This window comes from Oceanobacter sp. ABM4_470 (assembly GCF_056158645.1).
In genome coordinates, this window is the sequence record NZ_JBSWTR010000001.1 from 3,690,548 (window position 1) to 3,709,702 (window position 19,155).

Annotated in this window: 15 protein-coding genes; 11 read left to right on the forward strand and 4 right to left on the reverse strand. The window is 57.7% G+C overall.

All coding sequences use genetic code 11. From position 1 onward, the window contains the following. Complete coding sequence (gene hldE, locus ACXADJ_RS16320) at positions 1-1,431, reverse strand: bifunctional D-glycero-beta-D-manno-heptose-7-phosphate kinase/D-glycero-beta-D-manno-heptose 1-phosphate adenylyltransferase HldE (protein WP_475067875.1); 1,431 nt, start codon at positions 1,429-1,431, stop codon at positions 1-3. Positions 1,432-1,523: 92 nt separating this feature from the next. On the opposite strand from hldE, the gene waaA reads away from it, so the two are divergent. Next, the gene (gene waaA, locus ACXADJ_RS16325; RefSeq protein ID WP_475067877.1) at positions 1,524-2,807 is read left to right on the forward strand and encodes a lipid IV(A) 3-deoxy-D-manno-octulosonic acid transferase; all 1,284 of its coding nucleotides are present in this window, start codon (positions 1,524-1,526) and stop codon (positions 2,805-2,807) included. An 89-nt stretch (positions 2,808-2,896) separates the two neighbouring features. Here waaA and ACXADJ_RS16330 read toward each other — a convergent pair whose 3' ends face one another. Further along, positions 2,897-4,243, reverse strand: a complete 1,347-nt coding sequence (locus ACXADJ_RS16330; RefSeq protein WP_036533716.1) for a TolC family outer membrane protein — start codon at positions 4,241-4,243, stop codon at positions 2,897-2,899. A gap of 153 nt (positions 4,244-4,396) precedes the next feature. On the opposite strand from ACXADJ_RS16330, the gene ACXADJ_RS16335 reads away from it, so the two are divergent. The 6 genes from ACXADJ_RS16335 (at position 4,397) to parC (ending at position 11,910) form a co-directional block, all read left to right on the forward strand. After that, positions 4,397-5,020: an NUDIX domain-containing protein gene (locus ACXADJ_RS16335; protein WP_475067880.1), complete on the forward strand. Its 624-nt coding sequence runs from the start codon at positions 4,397-4,399 to the stop codon at positions 5,018-5,020. A gap of 29 nt (positions 5,021-5,049) precedes the next feature. Then, positions 5,050-5,541 (forward strand): DUF1249 domain-containing protein, encoded by a 492-nt coding sequence (locus tag ACXADJ_RS16340; RefSeq protein ID WP_051218793.1) that lies wholly within the window; start codon positions 5,050-5,052, stop codon positions 5,539-5,541. A gap of 70 nt (positions 5,542-5,611) precedes the next feature. Continuing rightward, positions 5,612-6,418, forward strand: coding sequence for a 3',5'-cyclic-AMP phosphodiesterase (gene cpdA / locus ACXADJ_RS16345; protein ID WP_475067884.1), 807 nt, complete (start codon positions 5,612-5,614; stop codon positions 6,416-6,418). Between the two features lie 24 nt (positions 6,419-6,442). Beyond that, positions 6,443-7,069 (forward strand): YqiA/YcfP family alpha/beta fold hydrolase, encoded by a 627-nt coding sequence (locus tag ACXADJ_RS16350; protein WP_475067887.1) that lies wholly within the window; start codon positions 6,443-6,445, stop codon positions 7,067-7,069. A 441-nt stretch (positions 7,070-7,510) separates the two neighbouring features. Next, positions 7,511-9,520, forward strand: a complete 2,010-nt coding sequence (parE, locus tag ACXADJ_RS16355; RefSeq protein WP_475067890.1) for a DNA topoisomerase IV subunit B — start codon at positions 7,511-7,513, stop codon at positions 9,518-9,520. Between the two features lie 110 nt (positions 9,521-9,630). Beyond that, a complete protein-coding gene (gene parC / locus ACXADJ_RS16360; protein ID WP_475067893.1) occupies positions 9,631-11,910 on the forward strand; it encodes a DNA topoisomerase IV subunit A in 2,280 nt (759 codons plus the stop codon). Here the strand turns inward: parC and ACXADJ_RS16365 are convergent. Together ACXADJ_RS16365 and rsmD are read right to left on the reverse strand one after the other, a co-directional pair. Further along, a complete protein-coding gene (locus ACXADJ_RS16365; RefSeq protein WP_475067898.1) occupies positions 11,904-13,835 on the reverse strand; it encodes a sensor domain-containing diguanylate cyclase in 1,932 nt (643 codons plus the stop codon). The genes parC and ACXADJ_RS16365 overlap by 7 nt on opposite strands. 124 nt (positions 13,836-13,959) lie before the next feature. Next, positions 13,960-14,523 carry a 16S rRNA (guanine(966)-N(2))-methyltransferase RsmD gene (gene rsmD / locus ACXADJ_RS16370; protein WP_028291997.1) on the reverse strand — a complete coding sequence of 188 codons (564 nt, stop codon included), beginning with the start codon at positions 14,521-14,523 and terminating at the stop codon, positions 13,960-13,962. A gap of 162 nt (positions 14,524-14,685) precedes the next feature. On the opposite strand from rsmD, the gene ftsY reads away from it, so the two are divergent. The 4 genes from ftsY (at position 14,686) to rpoH (ending at position 18,952) form a co-directional block, all read left to right on the forward strand. Beyond that, positions 14,686-16,149 carry a signal recognition particle-docking protein FtsY gene (ftsY, locus tag ACXADJ_RS16375; RefSeq protein WP_475067902.1) on the forward strand — a complete coding sequence of 488 codons (1,464 nt, stop codon included), beginning with the start codon at positions 14,686-14,688 and terminating at the stop codon, positions 16,147-16,149. 19 nt (positions 16,150-16,168) lie between these two features. Further along, positions 16,169-16,843: a cell division ATP-binding protein FtsE gene (ftsE, locus tag ACXADJ_RS16380; RefSeq protein WP_475068216.1), complete on the forward strand. Its 675-nt coding sequence runs from the start codon at positions 16,169-16,171 to the stop codon at positions 16,841-16,843. Then, positions 16,830-17,870: a permease-like cell division protein FtsX gene (ftsX, locus tag ACXADJ_RS16385; RefSeq protein WP_475067904.1), complete on the forward strand. Its 1,041-nt coding sequence runs from the start codon at positions 16,830-16,832 to the stop codon at positions 17,868-17,870. Before ftsE ends, ftsX begins: the two co-directional genes overlap by 14 nt. Positions 17,871-18,082: 212 nt before the next feature. Beyond that, positions 18,083-18,952 carry an RNA polymerase sigma factor RpoH gene (gene rpoH, locus ACXADJ_RS16390; RefSeq protein ID WP_028291993.1) on the forward strand — a complete coding sequence of 290 codons (870 nt, stop codon included), beginning with the start codon at positions 18,083-18,085 and terminating at the stop codon, positions 18,950-18,952. The last annotated feature ends 203 nt before the right edge of the window (positions 18,953-19,155 follow it).

The window sequence follows — 19,155 nt, forward strand, 5'->3', positions numbered from 1 at the left end:
TTAATCCTCAGCGTTCTGAATTCGTTTGACGATGGCGGTGGTGGAACAGTTGTCCTTGAAGCTTAATACGATGACGTCGCCGCCATTTTGTTGCACACACTTGCCGCCAGCGATTTGTTCAATGGTGTAGTCGCCGCCTTTGACCAATACGTCAGGCAGCAAGCGGCAGATCAGGCGCTCCGGGGTGTCTTCGCCAAAAGGAACCACCCAGTCGACGCTCTCCAGCCCAGCCAGTACCGCCATGCGGTGATCGAGCGGGTTGATCGGCCGTGTTGGCCCTTTCAGGCGGGCGACGGATTCGTCAGTGTTCACTGCCACCAACAGCCGGTCACCCAGTGCCTTGGCTTCTTTCAGGTACTGCACATGGCCCGGGTGAATGATGTCGAAACAGCCGTTGGTCATCACCAGTTTTTCACCGCGACGACGGGCCTCTTCCACCAGTTGGGCGAGGGCGTCTTCGGCAAAAACGCCGGCCCCCTGATGGCTTTCGCTGCGCAGTTCCGAGCGCAGTTCTTCCGTGGTGACGGTGGCGGTCCCCAGTTTACCAACCACGACACCTGCACCGGTATTGGCCAGTGCCGTGGCGTGTTCCATGGAGGCTCCGGCTGCCAATGACGCCGCCAGTACCGAAATCACGGTATCGCCAGCACCGGTAACGTCGTAGACCTCACGAGCGCGGGTTGGCAGGTGGAACGGTGTCTGGTCCTTGCGAATCAGGGTCATGCCTTTTTCGCTGCGCGTCACCAGCACGGCTTCGAGGTCGTAGTCCTGCAACAGCGCCTGGCCCTTGGTGACCAGCGTATCGTCATCCGGACAGCTGCCGACCACGGCTTCAAATTCGCTCAGGTTCGGTGTGATCAGCGTGGCGCCACGGTAGCGTTCAAAGTCGGTGCCTTTCGGGTCGACCAGCACCGGTACACCGGCGCGGCGGGCGGATTCGATCAGTCGCTGCGGGTTGCTCAGTGAGCCCTTGCCGTAGTCAGACAAAATCACCACACCGGCGTTGGCGACTTGCTGGTCGAAGTCGTTGTACAGGCTGGTCAGGTCGGTGGCGTGGAAGGCTTCTTCAAAATCCAGTCGAATCAACTGCTGCTGACGGCTGATGATGCGCAGCTTGGTGATGGTTGGATGATGCGGATGTTGCAGGAAGTGGCATTCAACACCGGCTTGTTGCAGCAAGGATTGCAGCTGTTGGCCGTTGTCGTCCTTACCGGTAATGCCCAGCAACTGGGTTGAAGCGCCCAGACAGGCGATGTTCAGCGCCACGTTGCCAGCACCACCGGCGCGGTTTTCACTGTCGTGAATTTTTACCACGGGTACCGGAGCTTCCGGCGAAATTCGGGAGGTTGGACCGTGCCAATAACGATCCAGCATCACATCACCACACACCAGCACTCGGGCAGTGTGGAAATCCGGGACCTGTACTTCCATCGATGTTTGCAGCCTTGAAAATGAAGGCGGCAGTCTAGCATAGCGCGCCTGTGTGCTACCATTTTGGCCCACTCAAACGACGGATCTTTACTGTGGCCAGATTTGCCTATTCGCTGCTCCTTACCCTGCTACTGCCTATCTTGCTTGGCAGGCTGTGGTGGCGCGGTCGCAAGAACCCGGGATATCGGGCGCGAGTGAGTGAGCGACTGGGGTTCGTCAAACGTATGGAGCAGCCCGGTACGGTGTGGGTTCATGCGGTCTCGGTGGGGGAAACCCTGGCGGCCAAACCCCTGATCGAAGCCTTGATCGAGCGTTACCCGGATCGCGTTGTGTGGGTCACCAGCACCACCCCGACCGGCGCGGAACAGGTTCAGCGCCTGTTTGGTGATCGGGTGGAACACAGTTTTATGCCGTACGACCTGTCGTGGATCTGGTGGCTGTTCGGAAGACGGGTCAAACCGGCCTGTCTGGTGGTGATGGAAACCGAGCTATGGCCCAACCTGATTCGCTGGTGTGCCCGCCACAAGGTGCCCAGCCTGCTCGCCAACGCTCGGCTGTCGGCCCGTTCGGCCAAGGGCTATCGCAAATTCTCGGCCATTACCCGGCCCATGCTGCAGCGGCTCAGCTGCGTGGCCTGCCAGAATCCGGTCGATGGTGACCGCTTTTTGCAGCTGGGACTGCCCACCGAGCAACTGAAAATCACCGGCAGCATCAAGTTTGACGTCAACGTCGATCAGGCGTCGCTGGAGCTGGCGCAGCAGTGGCGTCGTCATTGGGGAGTGGATCGCAAGGTGCTGATTCTGGCTTCCAGCCATGAAGGTGAAGACAGTCTGTTGCTGGATTGCCTGGCTCGTATGCAGAGCCGTATTCCCGGTTTGTTGTTACTGCTGGTGCCGCGTCACCCCGAGCGCTTTGACAGTGTTTACCAACAGGCCATGGACGATGGCTTTGTGGTTGAACGCCGTTCTGAATTTAACCTCGACACCCCCGTCAACGAGCTGGTACAGGTGGTGATTGGCGATTCCATGGGGGAGATGATGGCGTATCTGGCGGCATCGGACGTGGTGCTGATGGGCGGCTCGCTGGTGGAGCGCGGCGGCCATAACCCGATTGAACCGGCAGCACTGGGCAAACCGGTACTGATGGGGCCGCACTACTTCAACTTCCAGCAAATCGTCGAACAGTTGGCTGACGCCCGCGCCCTGACGCTCACCAGTGTCGAAGAACTGGAACTGGATCTGGCTAACCTGCTGGCCAACGACAGCGCCTGTGAAAACATGGGCAAGGCCGGTTTGAAGCAAGTGGAGCGCAGCCGTGGGGCGGTGGCCCGCCAGGCCGATCTGCTGGCCATGCTGGTACAGGCTAACGAGCGCTAGCTGCGGCAAATAACAGACACAAAAAAGCGCCATCAATCGGCGCTTTTTTGTGTCTTGCAGCAGGGGCTGGTCGGTAGACCAGACCGGGCTCAGGACGGCTGCAACCAGCTGTTCAGCACCATGATGTCGTTTTCATTCAGGGTGCCAGCGTAGAACTTCAGGTTCAGCAGGTTGATGATGTAGTCAAAGCGGGCGTTGGCGTAGAGGCTTTGGGCCGAGAACAGCTGACGCTGGGCATCCAGAACTTCAACAATGTTACGGGTACCCACTTCGTAGCCGGTCTGGGTCGCTTTCAGTGCGGTTTCTGCCGAGGTGATCGACTGACGACGGGCGTCAATGTTCTGCACCGCAGTTTGAAGCTGGCGATAGAGGCTGCGAACGTTCTGCTTCACCGTCCGGCGCTGGCTTTCCAGCTGGTAATCAGCCACCGCCAGATTGCTGGCAGACTGCATGCTCTGGGCGTACATGGAACCACCGGCCAGCAGTGGCACGGAAATATTCAGGCCAATGGTGCGGGAGTTGGCGTCGGTCGGGTAGCTGGTGTAGCTCGGCGCGCTGTCACCCAGGGTGTAGCTGGCTTGCAGGCTGACGGTCGGCAAGTGATTGGCACGGGTGGCGTTGCGTTGCAGGCGTGCAGACTCTTTCGCAGACTGCGCCATCACAATACCGGCATACTTGTTAAGACCGGAGTCGACCCACTCGCTGACCGCTGCCGGTACCGGCATGGCCATGGTGACGTCGCTCTTGAGCGGCGAAATATCGTCGTAACGTTGGCCGGTGAGGGCTTCGAGGGCTTCGTAGCTGACGTCCAGATTGGCCTGCATGGTCAACAGGTTAACGTTGGTCAGATCGTAGGTCGCCTGGGCTTCCTGCACGTCGGTAATCGCAATCAGGCCGACTTCATAACGTTGCTGGGTTTGTTCCAGTGAGCGTTTGACGGCTTTTTCTTCGGCTTCGGCAGTGGCCAGGTTCTCGGCCGCTCGCAGTACATCAAAGTAGGCCTGGGCAGTGCGTAGCAGCAGTTCCTGTTCGGACAGTTGCAGCTGGGCCGCGTAGCCGCTATCGGCAGACCTGGCGGCCTGATAGGTGTACCAGCTGTTGAGGTTGAACAGGGTCTGGGAAGCGGTGATCTGGAACTGCTGGCCAGTGTACTCGCTGTCGTAGGAGCGTGGGGTGGCGCTACCAGTATTGATAAACTCCACCACACTGGCGCTTTCGCCGTCGGCCTTGTATTTGGTGGTGCTGTAGCTGGCCTGGGCCTGCGGCAGGATGGCACCGCGGGCAATGGCAACATTGTAGCCGTTGGCTTCGCGGGTGGCGCGGGCGGCAGCAATCTGGGCGTCGTTGCTGGCTGCCTGTTCGTAAATGGTGCTAAGGTCCGTCGCGTTGGCGCCACTGGCGGTCATCACCAGCAGTGCAGGTAACAGTTTTTTCATTACAAACCCGTGCTGAAAGCGGTTGAATAGAATCGAAATCGAGTCTATCAGAAAAAATCCCCGGGCCAGTTGCGCCATTGTTTCGATGGCCCGAACAGTGAATGCAACAAATGCATTCAAGTATTCTTATTTAGATATATGGATTCATCAAGTATGAGTATTGATCAGCCGGTGTTTGGTGCCGACGACTGGCAACTGGAAAGTCGCGAAGTCGGCTTTCAGGGCTTCTTCCGGGTCGACCGTTTGCGGTTGCGCCACAAAACCTACGAAGGCGGCTGGACGCCGGTTTTTACCCGCGAGTTGTTTGAGCGTAGCGAAGCCGTGTGCGTACTGTTGCTGGACCCCAAACGCAACGAGCTGATCTTTACCGAGCAGTTTCGTATTGGTGCGTTGGCCGACCAGCGCTCGCCCTGGTTGATCGAGCTGGTGGCTGGCATGGTCGAGGAAGGAGAAACCCTCGAAAGCGTCGCCGAGCGGGAAACCCGCGAAGAAGCGGGCTGCGAATTTTACAAGCTGCTTCCAATTCACCATTATTGGGCCTCTCCCGGTGGCTGTAGTGAGAAGATTCATCTTTACTGCGGTTTGTTGGACAGCGCCGGGGTGGCGGGCATTCATGGTCTGGAACACGAACATGAGGATATCCGCCTGATACGCATGGGAGTTGAAGACGCCTGGAAGGCGATGGAACAGGGAATCATCAACAATGCGGCCAGCATCATTGCGCTGCAATGGTTGAAAATTCACCACAGCGAGTTGATCGCCGAATACGGCGGATGACTGGCTGTCCAGTCTGAAAGAGTGGAGTCATGACCCGTAAGCCAAAACGTTACGTGCCAGACCTGACCGTTTTGTCCGCATTGGGACAAGCGAATTACGCCAGATTGCAAAAGTTGGTGAAAGACGACGAGGTTGGCACCAACCTGACCTACAGGGTGAGCAGTGGCTCCCATTCTGGCCAGCGTTTATCCGTTAAAATAGAAGAGATACATCGCTATACCACCATGGTACGGGTTGCCCAGGGCGACCAGGCCGGACGTTGGTTGGCGCCGCCGGTGATGCAGGTACGCATGTACCATGATGCTCGAATGGCAGAAGTGGTCGGTTTCCAGAACGAAACCGTGCGCGAAGGGCGCTATGATTACCCTAATGACAAAATGCATCAGCCGGATGAAAAGACCCAGCTGAACCGCTTTCTGGCCGATTGGCTGGAACATTGCCTGAAATTCGGGCATCTGGAAAACGCCGTATTCGCGGATGGTCGCGAAGCAGGTGCGGAAAACAGGCCGCAAGGATGGTAACTGGCCGGTAAGAACAAGAGATTTGACCCGCGGATGATGCTGTGGCGAGGCAAATCCAAAAGGAGTGGTTTTGTTGAATTTGGACAACGACGATCATTTAAAGGTGCTGCAGCTGACGGATACCCATCTGACCGCCAGTAAAGACGGCCACCTGCTGGGAATGCAAACCAGCCACAGCCTCAATTGCGTGCTCGATCTGGTAACGTCACGTCATACCGATATGGATCTGGTATTGATCACCGGTGACCTGTCCCAGGATGGCACCGCAGCCTCCTATGAACTGCTGGGTCAGCACCTGCAGCGCCTTGATGCGCCCAGTTGCTGGCTGCCGGGCAATCACGACGATGCCGCCAACATGGACTCGGTGGATGCTCCAGGCCGCGAAAAAGCGCGGGTGGTGAAGGGTAAGCACTGGCAAATCGTCCTCCTCAATAGTCAGGTACCGGGTAAGGTTTACGGTGAACTGGCCGCTGATCAGTTGCAATTGCTTGAGCAAAGCCTGCAACAGTCCCCGCAACTGCATACCCTGATCACTTTCCACCACCACCCCAAGCCGATGGGAAGCCGCTGGATCGATAACATCGGTATTCGCAACTGCGACGAGCTGCTGGCGATTGTCGAGCGCTACGACAATGCCAAATGTCTGCTGTGGGGCCATGTTCACCAGAGCAGTGATGAAGTGATCAATGGCGTGCGTTATTTATCGTCGCCGTCCACCTGTGTGCAGTTTGAGCCGAACAGCGAAGATTTTTCGGTTGACCGTAAGGGGCCGGGCTACCGCTGGTTGGTGCTGAACCCGGACGGCAGCATTGATACCGAAGTGCAGCGGGTCGAAAACGTCGAGTTTGAAGTTGATTATTCGGTTAAGGGATACTGAGCCTCTGATTCACGGAGGTATCCCTTGTCCAATCCAGCCTCGCTGAACCAAGACGGTTCGCATCCTCAGCCTATTGGCTGCCTGTATCTGCACGGCTTTCTCAGTTCTCCCCAGTCGGCCAAGGCCGAGGAAACCCGCATCTGGTTCGAGCAGCACGAGCCTCAGTCGCGCCTGTTGATCCCGACCTTGCCGTTTGAATTTACCGATGCCATTGCCATGGCCCGCCAGCAGCTGCGTCAGCTGCAACAGTCGTTCGACAAGGTGATGGTGATTGGTAGCTCGCTGGGCGGCTTTTACGCCACTCGTCTGGCGCAGGACTTTGATGTGCCAGCGGTACTGATCAACCCGGCAGTGCGCCCCCATGAGCTGTTTCGTAACTATCTGGGCCCGGTAATCCATTACCACACCGGGGTTGAATACCAGCTCACCGAGCGTCACCTGAATGACGTCGCTGCCATTGCCGTTCAAAGGGTGCGCCATCCCGACAAGCTGCTGGTGTTGCTGCAAACCGGTGACGAAACCCTCGATTATCGGCATGCCGCCGAGTTGTATCAGGATTGTCAGCTCGATATCGCCGAAGGCGGCGACCATGCCTATCAGGGCTACCGTGAGCAACTGCCCCGAATGATCGAGTTTGGCCGTTTGGCTTGAGGGGACATCTATTTAATCCGGTGCTAACTCTGGGCTACAGGATGGTTTCGAATCACGAAGCCGACTTGCAGGCCTGATGGGTCAAGTCAAAAGTCGGCGACACAGAGTCGAGATCATCCGGCAGCCCCCGTAGGGCGCGGGTTGCCACCAACCGGTACTGTGTAGACGAACCTGGAAAGGACATGGCACTCCACTGCATTCGTCGCCTTGCTCTGGACAGCGGCAACACTCGCGCACGACTGCATGGATGCAGGAGGTAGGGCGAAGCAGGAGGCCAGAGCCGAGAACCGTACAGGATTGAACAGATGTCCCCTTGATACTGTTAATATAACCAGTCATTCGTGATATAAGCGTGCTTGACGATGGTGATGCTCTAAAGCAGTCTGCATTAGCTGCCATCTTCAGGCACCAAGACAGTAGACGTTCATTTCAGAGGTAAGCATGTCCGATAGTCGCAAGGCCACCGCCAAGGGTGAATACAACGCGTCGTCGATTGAGGTACTCAGTGGTCTGGACCCGGTACGCAAACGCCCGGGCATGTACACCGACACCACTCGTCCTAATCACCTTGCCCAGGAAGTGATCGATAACTCTGTCGACGAAGCATTGGCCGGTCATGCATCGCGCATTGACGTTGTGCTGAACGACGATGGTTCGATGACCGTGACCGACGACGGCCGTGGCATGCCAACGGACATTCACCCGGAGCATGGGGTGTCCGGGGTTGAGCTGATCCTGACCCGCTTGCACGCCGGTGGTAAGTTCTCCAACGACAACTACCAGTTCTCGGGCGGTTTGCACGGCGTCGGTGTGTCGGTAGTGAATGCGCTGTCGTCGGCGCTGGAAGTGACTATCTGGCGCGCAGGCGAAGTGCAACGCATTGGCTTCCGCGATGGCGAAAAGGCGATGGAACTGCAGGTGGTCGACACCTGTGGCAAAAAGCGCACCGGCACCAGCGTCCGTTTCCTGCCAGACCCAAAATACTTCGACAGCTCAAAATTCTCGGTGGTGCGCCTCAAGCACATTCTGCGCGCCAAGGCGGTGTTATGCCCGGGCCTGAAAATCACCTTCAAGGGGCTGGACGCTGCCGATAACGAAGAGTGGTTCTACGAAGATGGCCTGAAAGATTATCTGGAAGCCGCTACCCGCGGCTACGAAGTGCTGCCTGCGACGCCATTCACCGGTGCCATTGCCGGTACCACCGAAGCGGCCGAATGGGCGGTGCACTGGCTACCGGAAGGTGGCGAACTGCTGCAGGAAAGCTACGTTAACCTGATTCCGACGGCACAAGGCGGTACCCATGTGAACGGCTTCCGTTCCGGTTTGCTGGACGCCCTGCGCGAGTTCTGTGAATACCGCAACCTGCTGCCACGTGGCGTCAAGCTGACCCCGGACGACATCTGGGAACGCTGCGCCTACGTACTGTCGGCCAAGCTGGCTGACCCGCAGTTTGCCGGTCAGACCAAGGAGCGTCTGTCCTCCCGTGAGGCATCGGCGTTTATATCTGGCATCGTCAAGGACGCCTTTGCGCTGTGGCTGAACGATCACACGGCTGAGGCGGAAAAATTGGCTGAAATGGCCATTGCCAGCGCCCAAAGCCGTCTCCGCAAAGCCAAGAAAGTCGCCCGCAAGAAGATTACCCAGGGTCCGGCGCTGCCGGGCAAACTGGCCGACTGTACTGGTCAGGACTCCGGCAACGCCGAGCTGTTTCTGGTGGAAGGTGATTCCGCCGGTGGTTCTGCCAAGCAGGCCCGTGACCGCGAATTCCAGGCCATCATGCCGCTGCGCGGTAAGATCCTGAATACCTGGGAGGTCGACTCCGACCAGATTCTGGCCTCTCAGGAAGTCCACGACATTGCCGTGGCACTGGGCATCGACCCCGGTTCTGAAGACCTGTCGGCACTGCGTTACAGCAAGGTCTGTATTCTGGCCGATGCTGACTCCGACGGTCTGCACATTGCCACGCTGCTGTGCGCCTTGTTTGTCCGCCACTTCCCGGCGCTGGTGGCCGGTGGTCATGTTTACGTGGCGATGCCGCCGCTGTACCGCATCGATATTGGCAAAGAGGTGTACTACGCCCTCGACGAAAGCGAGCGAGTTGGCATTCTTGAGCGTATCGAAGCCGAGAAAAAGCGTGGCAAGGTCAACGTTCAGCGCTTCAAGGGTCTGGGCGAGATGAACCCGATGCAGCTGCGTGAAACCACCATGGACCCGAACACCCGTCGACTGGTACAGCTGGTACTGGAAGATGAGTTGGACGGCACGTCTGCGGTATACGAGGAAGACGGCATTGCAGCAGCGGCCGAGCTGGACGAGCAAGGCACTGCCGCCGAATCCGTCAGCAAGCATGCTGAAACCATGGAGTTGATGGATATGCTGCTGGCCAAGAAACGCTCCGGCGACCGCAAGAACTGGCTTGAACAGCGCGGTAACGAAGCCGAACTGGCCTGAACCGGCCCCAGGCTAATAACCGCAACCAAAGCCAGACTAATAACCGCCACCGGGCAGGCTTGCCCAGTGGCCAAAACTGATAGCAACGTGCACGGACAGATCGAATCTCCATGACGCAAATCAGCTATACCGACGACGGCGTAGAACGTCAGACGCTTCGCCAGTACACCGAAAACGCCTACCTGAATTACTCCATGTACGTGATTCTGGACCGTGCCCTGCCGCATGTTGGCGACGGTCTGAAACCCGTACAACGGCGCATCATCTACGCCATGAGCGAGCTGGGCCTGAAGGCATCGGCCAAGTACAAGAAATCGGCCCGTACCGTCGGTGACGTACTCGGTAAGTACCATCCCCACGGTGACAGCGCCTGCTACGAAGCCATGGTGTTGATGGCGCAGCCGTTCTCCTATCGTTACCCGCTGGTCGATGGTCAGGGCAACTGGGGTGCGCCGGACGATCCGAAATCCTTCGCCGCCATGCGTTACACCGAAGCCAAGCTGTCGGTGTTCTCGGAAGTGCTGTTGTCGGAACTGGGCCAGGGCACGGTAGAGTGGCAGCCTAACTTTGACGGCACCATGGACGAACCGGCCACCCTGCCGGCGCGTTTGCCTCATGTGATGCTGAACGGCACCACCGGTATTGCCGTGGGTATGGCGACGGATATTCCGCCGCACAACGTCCGTGAAGTGGCCAGCGCCTGCATTCATTTGCTGGATAACCCCAATGCCGGTGTCGACGATCTGGTCGAGCTGGTGCCGGGTCCGGATTTCCCCACCGACGCCGAAATCATTACCCCCCGCGAAGACCTCCGCAAGATTTACCAGAGCGGCAAGGGCACCTTCAAAATGCGTGCGGTGTTCCACATTGAAGATGGCGACATCGTCATTACTGCGCTGCCACACCAGAGCTCCGGTTCCAAGGTGATGGAACAGATTGCCGCCCAGATGCAGGCCAAAAAGCTGCCGCTGGTAAGTGACCTGCGTGACGAATCAGACCACGAGAACCCGACCCGTCTGGTGATTGTGCCGCGTACCCGCAAGGTCGATGTGGAAGCGGTGATGGCGCACCTGTTCGCCACCACCGACCTGGAACGCAACTACCGCGTTAATATGAACGTGATTGGCCTCGACGGCCGCCCGCAGGTGAAAAACCTCGTCACCATGTTGTCGGAGTGGTTGCAGTACCGTACCGCTACCGTCCGTCGTCGTTTGCAGTACCGCCTCGACAAGGTGCTGGCGCGCCTGCACATTCTCGAAGGTTTGTTGGTGGCGTTCCTTAACATCGACGAAGTGATCGACATCATCCGTACCGAAGAGCATCCAAAAGCCGTGCTGATGGAGCGCTTTGGCATCACGGATACCCAGGCCGAAGCCATTCTGGAGCTGAAACTGCGTCATCTGGCCAAGCTGGAAGAGATGAAGATTCGTGGTGAGCAGGATGAGCTGGAAAAAGAGCGCGACTATTTGGAGAAAACCCTCGGTTCCGAGCGCCGCCTGAAAACCCTGATCAAGAAAGAAATCACCGCCGACGCTGAAAAATACGGCGACGACCGTCGTTCGCCGCTGGTGCAGCGTGGCGAAGCCAAGGCGCTGTCGGAAACCGAACTGATGACCTCCGACCCGGTTACTGTCGTACTGTCGGAAAAAGGCTGGATACGGGCCGCCAAAGGCCACGATATTGACGCCACCAAGCTCAGCTACAAATCCGGCGACCAGTTCCTGACTCTGGCCACAGGCCGCAGCAATGAGCCGGTTATTCTGCTGGATGACACCGGCCGCAGTTACAGCATTGCCGCCCATACCTTGCCAAGTGCCCGTGGTCAGGGCGAGCCGCTAACCGGCCGCTTGAACCCACCGTCTGGTGCCAGTTTCAAACATCTGTTGATGGGCAATGACAAGCAGGAGCTGCTGCTGTGCAGTGACGCTGGCTACGGTTTTATCACCACGCTGGCCGACATGCAGAGCAAGAACAAGGCGGGCAAGGCGCTGATCAGTTTGCCGCAGGGTGCCGAGGCACTGACGCCATCGCTGATTCAGGATGTGGATAACAGCTGGATTGCGGCTGTTACCAACGAAGGCCGTTTGCTGGTGTTCCCGGTGGCGGACGTTCCGAAACTGGCCAAAGGCAAGGGCAACAAGCTGATCAACATCAGCGCCGCTCGCGCCAGCAGCCGCGAAGAGCTGATGATTGCGGTGTGTGCTTTCACCCCGGCCGATGTGCTGGTGGTCCACAGCGGCAAGCGCCATATGAAGCTGAAATTCAGCGATCTGGAACACTATCAGGGGGAGCGTGGCCGCCGTGGTAACAAGCTGCCACGAGGCTTCCAGAACGTTGATTCACTGGCCGTTGCCAGTTCTGATAGCGGAGCCACTGACGGCGATCAGTGACCTTTCACCACTACCCGGTTACGACCGCTGCCTTTGGCCTCGTAAAGAGCTTCGTCAGCGTCGTTGAGCAGATGGCTGTCTTCCGTATGCTGATCCGGGTAACCGCCGGAGATACCGATACTGACCGTCAGGCGGAGGTCTCCGGCGTCGGTTTGTATCGGACTTTCCTGCATGATCAAACGCAACTGCTCGGCCATGTCTGCCGCATCTTCCAATGGTGTATTGGGTAAAATCACCGCAAATTCCTCACCGCCATAGCGTGCTACGCAGTCTCCCGGCCGTGAAAACGTTGCTTCGATGCGGCTGGCCATGGTGCGCAGGCAAGCATCGCCGACCGGATGACCGTGCTGGTCGTTGACCTGCTTGAAGTGGTCGGCATCCAGCATCAGAATCGACAGAGGCTCGTGCACGCGGCTGCAACGCCGTACTTCCTTGCTGATCTGGGTGTCGAAATAACGCCGGTTCATCACCCCGGTGAGAGCATCCGTCACCGACAAACGGGTCAGCTCCTGATTGGCAGATTCCAGATGGGTGGTCAGGTTTTCCAGTTCGCGGGTGCGGTCGGCGACCATTTTCTCCAGCTGGCGGTTGGTTTGTTTCTCTATCGTCAGCAACTCCTCCTTGGCCTTGAGGTTGGACTCCCGCTCCTTGTTGATCGCCAATTGCAATTCGTAGGCGCGTTGCTGGGCCTTGGCGCGCAACGAGCGCTCCCAGTTCATGCGGTCGGCCAGAGCAATGGCCAGCAGAATAACCTCCAGAATGACGCCGCCGACCTGAAAATACTGACCTGTGTATGAGTAGGGCAGCAAGCCCTTGATCATCAGCACGTTGACCATGGTCGACAGGATCATGCCGAACCAGGCCACGGTGAACATACGAGCGCCCTGATGGTTGCGTTGCCATAGAGTGACGCCGTACACCATCGACAACACCATGGTGGCCATGGCAAACAGATCGGTGGCAAAGCCACGCGACGCGATACCGCTACCGACCAGAATCAGCGATGACGTCCAGTAGGCAATGGTGAGGTTGTTGATCCAGATGTACCAACCGCCGACGCTGTTAAGCCTAAGAAAGTGGCGCACAAACAAGGCCCCGAAGATCATGCTGCAATAGATCGACAACGGATAAATCTTGCGGCTGATCAGGTCGTGATGGCCCCACAGCAAATAATGTCCCCAGCCGGTAGCGGCCATGATGTAAATGATCATGCTGGCCAGGTACATCACGTAATACACGTAGCTGATGTCCCGGGTAACCCCGGCAATGGCAATGTTGTAAAGGAACAGCGCCAGTAGCATCCCCAGTAGCAAGGCGTGAATGCCCAGATCGCGATGTTTGAAGTCGTCGTGGTCTTCGCGTGGCCAGATCACCATGGGGGCCATGATCAGAAAGTCCGATTCGATCTTGATCAGAACCTCAATGCTGCTCAGACCACTGATCTGCAACGGGAAAATATGATGACGATCGCGTTCGTAATAACGATCAGGAGACACCGTAAAGCCGGACTCGTAAAAACGTGCCTCGCTCCAGAGTGGGCCGTCGTCGTTGACATCGACCTCGTAGACGCCAATGTACTGCATGGTGGCCCAGCCCACCTCAAGAATGCGGTTAATCGGGTCGGGGGAGTGATTTTCCAGCCGCAGCCGCAGCCATACCGGATCGTCCTGACGGCCAAAGGTGATGGAGTCGGTGGCGGGTTTTGTCCAGTCGAGACCGGGAGCGCGGTAAACATCGGCCGCAGTCATCTCCTCAGGTGCTCTGGCAAAGCGCACCTGATTGGCCCGGATTCGTAATACCGGTGGCTCGTTGAGAGCAAAGCGATCGCTATTGAGCTGAATCGGCTCCGGTAGCGAACCGGCCAGCAATGAGGACGGCAAGCCCAGAAACAGGGATATCAGCAAGCAGCGCAGATACCACTCCATTGGCACCCCTTGCGGTGAACATGATGGAAGAAGACTGATGACAGCTGATTTCAGTATGGCACAGGGTCTGGGAGTGTGCGTTGCCGCCGCTGTGCACAAGGTCTCAGCGGCAGCAATTGTGGCGTCAGGCCGTTGCAGCGCTGCCTACCCGGAACAGGCGGAAACAGAATTCCTTGGTTTGCTTGCTCTTGATCTCGACCCAATGGGCCGGAATGGACGGCGTCAAGGTGGCTTCGTGCTCGACATACACCAGCGCACCGTCGAGCAACGACAGCGAGTCCAGTGCCGGTTGCAGCAAGTTAAGGCCAAACGGCGGGTCGAGGAACACCAGATCGTAGGGTTCCGGATTTTGCGACAACCAGTGCAAGGCATCGCCGGCCCACACCTGGGCATTGCGGGCGTTCAGCGTCGACAGGTTTTCTTTCAGTTGCAGCGCCGCCTTGGGATTCTTTTCCAGAAAAATCACCTCTTTGGCACCGCGCGACAAGGCTTCAAAGCCCAACGCACCGCTGCCGGCAAAGGCGTCCAGCACCCGTGCACCCTCGACTTCAAATTGCAGCCAGTTGAACAGGGTTTCGCGGACACGATCCAGGGTTGGGCGCAAGCCATCGATGGCCGGGAAGCGCAAACGGCGGGAACGCCATTCGCCGCCAATGATTCTGAGTTGCTGTGAAGTGGGCTTAGCCAAGAGAACTCTCTGCCTTCAATAAAAACAAAGCTGAATGTTAGCAATCGGACCACTGGTATCAAAAGGTGTTCATCGCGATTGGGACATAAAAAACGGCCGGTTTAGTGGTAGCATAGGCGCAATTCATACCGCCTGATTATCCAGCGAGTAAACAGATTCATCATGTTCAGTTTTTTTAAGCGCAAGAAAAAGGACCAGCAGCCTGCCGAACAGGACGTGGCCGTTGAGGAAACCCTTGAAACCAGCACCGCTGACGCAGCGGAAAGCGACAGTGCCGCGGACACAGCTGACACCAGTTCCGACGTTGCTCCAGAAGCCGTTGAGCCTGTAGAAGCTTCCGCGCCGGTAGAAAAAGCGGTCGAAGAGGTTACTGAAGAGGCTGCTGAAGAGTCCCAGCCAGAACCTCAGTCCGATGACACCGAAGTAAGCGACACCACAGCAAGCGACGTCGTTGGGGAAGCGGCGGAGCCAGCGGCAGACGTCACCACTGACGTCGAGGCAGCGGTTGACGTGGCTGCTGAGGCTGATGTCGAGCGTTCTGTCGAAAGTGACCAGGCGCTGGCCACAGCGGTTTCCGCCGATGCGTTTGACGCCGCAGCGGAAACCACCGAAGAAACCGTTGAAGAAGCCTCAGAAGAAACTGTCGAAGAAGTGGCTGTCGAGCCGGAAGCCGTGCCACAACCGGCCAAAAAAGGCTTCTTTGCTCGCATCAAGGACGGCCTGTCGCGCACCCGCAGCAGCCTGACCGACGGTCTGGCGACCTTGCTGCTGGGCAAGAAGGAAATCGACGAAGACCTGCTGGAAGAGCTCGAAACCCAGCTGATCATGGCCGATGTCGGCGTTGAAGCCACGGCCGACATCATGGGCCGTTTGACCGAGCGGGTATCCCGCAAGGAACTGAAAGACTCCGACGCCCTCTACAACGCCCTGATTGAAGAACTGAAGCAGACCCTCGCCGACGTTGAAGCACCGCTGCAACTGCACAAAGAGAAAAAGCCGTTCGTGATTCTGATGGTTGGCATCAACGGTGTGGGTAAAACCACCACCATTGGCAAGCTGGCCCGTCAGTACCAGAACGAAGGCAAGAGTGTGATGCTGGCCGCCGGTGACACCTTCCGTGCTGCCGCTGTTGAACAGCTGCAAGTGTGGGGTGAACGTAACCAGGTGCCTGTGGTTGCCCAGCATACCGGTGCCGACTCTGCTTCTGTGATCTTTGACGCAGTACAAGCGGCCCAAAGCCGTAACATCGATGTCCTGATTGCCGACACCGCCGGTCGTCTGCATAACAAGGACAACCTGATGCAGGAACTGGAAAAAGTGGTTCGGGTAATGAAAAAGCTCGATCCCGAAGCACCGCACGAAGTCATGCTGGTGCTGGACGCCGGTACTGGCCAGAACGCCATTAACCAGACCAAGCAATTCTTGCAAGCGGTCGGCGTCACCGGCCTGACCCTGACCAAGCTGGATGGCACCGCCAAGGGTGGTGTGATCTTCGCACTGGCCAAGCAGTTCGGCATCCCGGTGCGCTTTATCGGTGTCGGGGAAGGCATTGAAGACCTGCGCCCATTCCAGGCCAGCCAATTTATTGATGCTCTGTTCCAGCGGGAAAACCAGTCTGGGCAGTAATGGAGCCTGAACCATGAGCATGGTGCGGTTTGATCAGGTCAGCAAGCGTTATGGCGCGGCTGGCAAGGATGCGCTCAATGGCGTTAACTTTGAACTGCAACGCGGTGAGCTGGCCTTTCTGACCGGCCACAGCGGGGCAGGCAAAAGCACCCTGCTGAAGTTGATGATGATGATGGAACGGCCCACTCGGGGCCAGATTCACATTGACGACCAGCTGATCAACACCCTCAAGCCCGCGCAGGTTCCTTACCATCGCCGCAAGGTAGGGGTGGTATTCCAGAACCACCAGTTGCTGTTTGATCGCAGCGTTTACGACAACGTCGCCCTGCCGTTGCAAATTGCCGGTTACTCACCGGTCGACTGTGCCCGCCGGGTGCGTGCGGCGCTGGACTCCGTTGGCTTGCTGCAATACGAACAGCGCAACCCGATTGAGCTGTCTGGCGGTGAACAGCAGCGCGTTGGCATCGCCCGTGCGGTGGTCAACAAACCCGCCCTGCTGCTGGCCGACGAACCGACCGGCAACCTCGACCCCGAACTCTCTGCGGAAATCATGGATCTGTTTGTGCGTTTTCAGCAGGTCGGTGTGACCGTACTGATTGCCACCCACGACATCGCCCTGATTGAGCGAATGGGCAAACGCCGTTTGATTCTTGATCACGGCCGTATGCTGGGAGACACCCATGTCGTCGCCTGAACCTCGTTCCGCTGGCCGCCGTTCCAGCTCGTCCCGTAAACGCGGACCTCAGCGTACTGAACCCCAGCGTAAGGGCTCACAAGGGGCCTCTGCCCAAAGCATTGGTGTGCTGGGCCGTGCCAGCGCCTGGCTGGGGCATCATCAGCTGGTGGCGGTAGAAACCCTGCTGAAACTGCTGGCCCAGCCGTTGGCAAGTTTGCTTACCTGGCTGGTGATTGCCATTGCGTTGACCCTGCCGGGGGCGCTCTGGATGGCTGTGAACAACTTGCAGCAGCTCAGCGACACCGTGCAGCAGTCGGGTCGCATCAGTGTCTATCTGCAAACCTCGGTATCCGATGCCGATGCGCGCGCCTTGCAACAACAGGTGAATCAACTGAATCACGTCGAACGCACCGAGTTGATTGGTGCGGACGATGCCTTGCAGCAGTTTGCCGCCAACAGCGGCTTTGACGACGCACTGGCACTGCTGGGGGAAAACCCGCTGCCTGCCGTGCTGCTGGTGGAGCCGCCGCTGGGCACTTCCAGCAGTGACCTGTCGGTGTTGCGACTGGCACTGGAGAACATGGCGGGCGTCGAAGAAGCGGTGCTCGACCTGGCCTGGCTGGAACGACTGAAATCCTTGTTGGCACTGGGTCAGAGGGTGATTCTGGTGCTGGGTGGACTGCTGGCGCTGGCCATTCTGCTGGTGGTGGGCAATACCATCCGGCTGGCCATTGCCGCCCGGGTGGACGAAATTCGGGTGGTGAAGCTGGTTGGCGGTACCAACGCCTGGGTACGTCGTCCCTTCCTTTATACCGGCCTCTGGTATGGCATGGTGGGCGGCCTGATGAGCTGGTTGCTGCTACTGCTGTGCTGGCTGATTCTGCAAGGGCCGGTGAGCGAACTGGCGGGCCTGTATGGCTCAGGCTTTGAACTGCAGCCACTTTCCGGCGGTGCATCGCTGCTATTGTTACTGGCGGCCATGCTGTTGGGCTGGCTGGGTGCCTGGTGGTCGGTTAGCCGTCATCTGGACGACATCGAACCCTGATACCCTTGGCTGTCTGCGCCAATCGTGCAGAATGTAGCAGATGTTTCCTATCGCAAGAAAATACGACTTATTGTTCCGATAATGGAACCAGTGAAGGACTTGGATGTCTGTAAATTCAGGTGCTACACTGCATGGCGTACTAAACAGATGCAGTACAGAATGAATGCCATTGGCACTGATGATTCTCTACTTTGTCTTTACTGGAGTGTTCAATGAACAAAGGTTTGCAAGCCGTTGATGCCTTGTCCCCGGGAGCCAATCTCGAGGCGTATCTTTCTACGGTCAATGCGATTCCTGTCTTAAGCGTAGAAGAAGAACGTGAGCTGGCCGAGCGCCTGCATTATCACGAAGACCTGGAGGCTGCACGCCGTCTGGTTATGTCTCATCTTCGCTTTGTTGTGCACATTGCCCGCAGCTATTCCGGTTACGGTCTGAACCAGTCCGACCTGATTCAGGAAGGCAACGTTGGCCTGATGAAAGCCGTCAAACGCTTCAACCCGGAAGTGGGTGTGCGTCTGGTGTCCTTTGCCGTGCATTGGATCAAGGCTGAGATTCACGAATTTATCCTGCGTAACTGGCGCATCGTTAAAGTGGCCACCACCAAGGCCCAGCGTAAGCTGTTCTTTAACCTGCGCAGCCAGAAAAAACGCATGGGTTGGCTGACCAACGACGAAGCCAACTCCATTGCCGACGATCTGGGCGTGGAAACCAAAACAGTATTCGAGATGGAAGGCCGTCTGAACGCCTACGATGCTGCTTTTGATGCAGGCGTCGACGACGATGAAGAATCGTCCTATCAGGCGCCGGCGTACTATCTGGAAGACAAGAGCGCCGACCCGGCGACACTGGTGGAAGCTGAAAACTTCGAGCAAGACGCCAACGACCGTCTGGTGTCAGCCTTGGGCGACCTCGACGACCGCAGCCGCACCATCCTGCAGCAGCGCTGGTTGAACGAAGAGAAGGCAACCCTGCACGAGCTGGCCGCCATGTACGAAGTGTCGGCAGAGCGTATTCGACAGCTGGAAAAAAACGCACTGAAGAAACTGAAAAACGCCATGGGCGGTGCTTTGGTACCAGCCTGATCGGCAACGCCTTTGTATATTATCAAAGCCACCCTCGCGGTGGCTTTTTTGTGGCTGGCGTTTATAGGCTGAGCGCCAGACGCCAGATGAGCTGGCTTGCCTATGAATACCCTACCAACATCAGCACCGAACGTAGGTCAGATAAAGACGCGCAGCGGCTGCCATCTGACACCGCACCACTGAATCGCAGCCACAAAAAAGCC

Coding starts and splice junctions, on each gene's coding strand:
- hldE (WP_475067875.1), bottom strand. CDS start 1,431: ATGGAAGTACAGGTCCCGGATTTCCACACTGCCCGAGTGCTGGTGTGT.
- ACXADJ_RS16365 (WP_475067898.1), bottom strand. CDS start 13,835: ATGGAGTGGTATCTGCGCTGCTTGCTGATATCCCTGTTTCTGGGCTTG.
- parC (WP_475067893.1), top strand. CDS start 9,631: ATGACGCAAATCAGCTATACCGACGACGGCGTAGAACGTCAGACGCTT.
- rpoH (WP_028291993.1), top strand. CDS start 18,083: ATGAACAAAGGTTTGCAAGCCGTTGATGCCTTGTCCCCGGGAGCCAAT.
- ACXADJ_RS16330 (WP_036533716.1), bottom strand. CDS start 4,243: ATGAAAAAACTGTTACCTGCACTGCTGGTGATGACCGCCAGTGGCGCC.
- ACXADJ_RS16335 (WP_475067880.1), top strand. CDS start 4,397: ATGAGTATTGATCAGCCGGTGTTTGGTGCCGACGACTGGCAACTGGAA.
- parE (WP_475067890.1), top strand. CDS start 7,511: ATGTCCGATAGTCGCAAGGCCACCGCCAAGGGTGAATACAACGCGTCG.
- ftsE (WP_475068216.1), top strand. CDS start 16,169: ATGGTGCGGTTTGATCAGGTCAGCAAGCGTTATGGCGCGGCTGGCAAG.
- ftsY (WP_475067902.1), top strand. CDS start 14,686: ATGTTCAGTTTTTTTAAGCGCAAGAAAAAGGACCAGCAGCCTGCCGAA.
- ACXADJ_RS16340 (WP_051218793.1), top strand. CDS start 5,050: ATGACCCGTAAGCCAAAACGTTACGTGCCAGACCTGACCGTTTTGTCC.
- ftsX (WP_475067904.1), top strand. CDS start 16,830: ATGTCGTCGCCTGAACCTCGTTCCGCTGGCCGCCGTTCCAGCTCGTCC.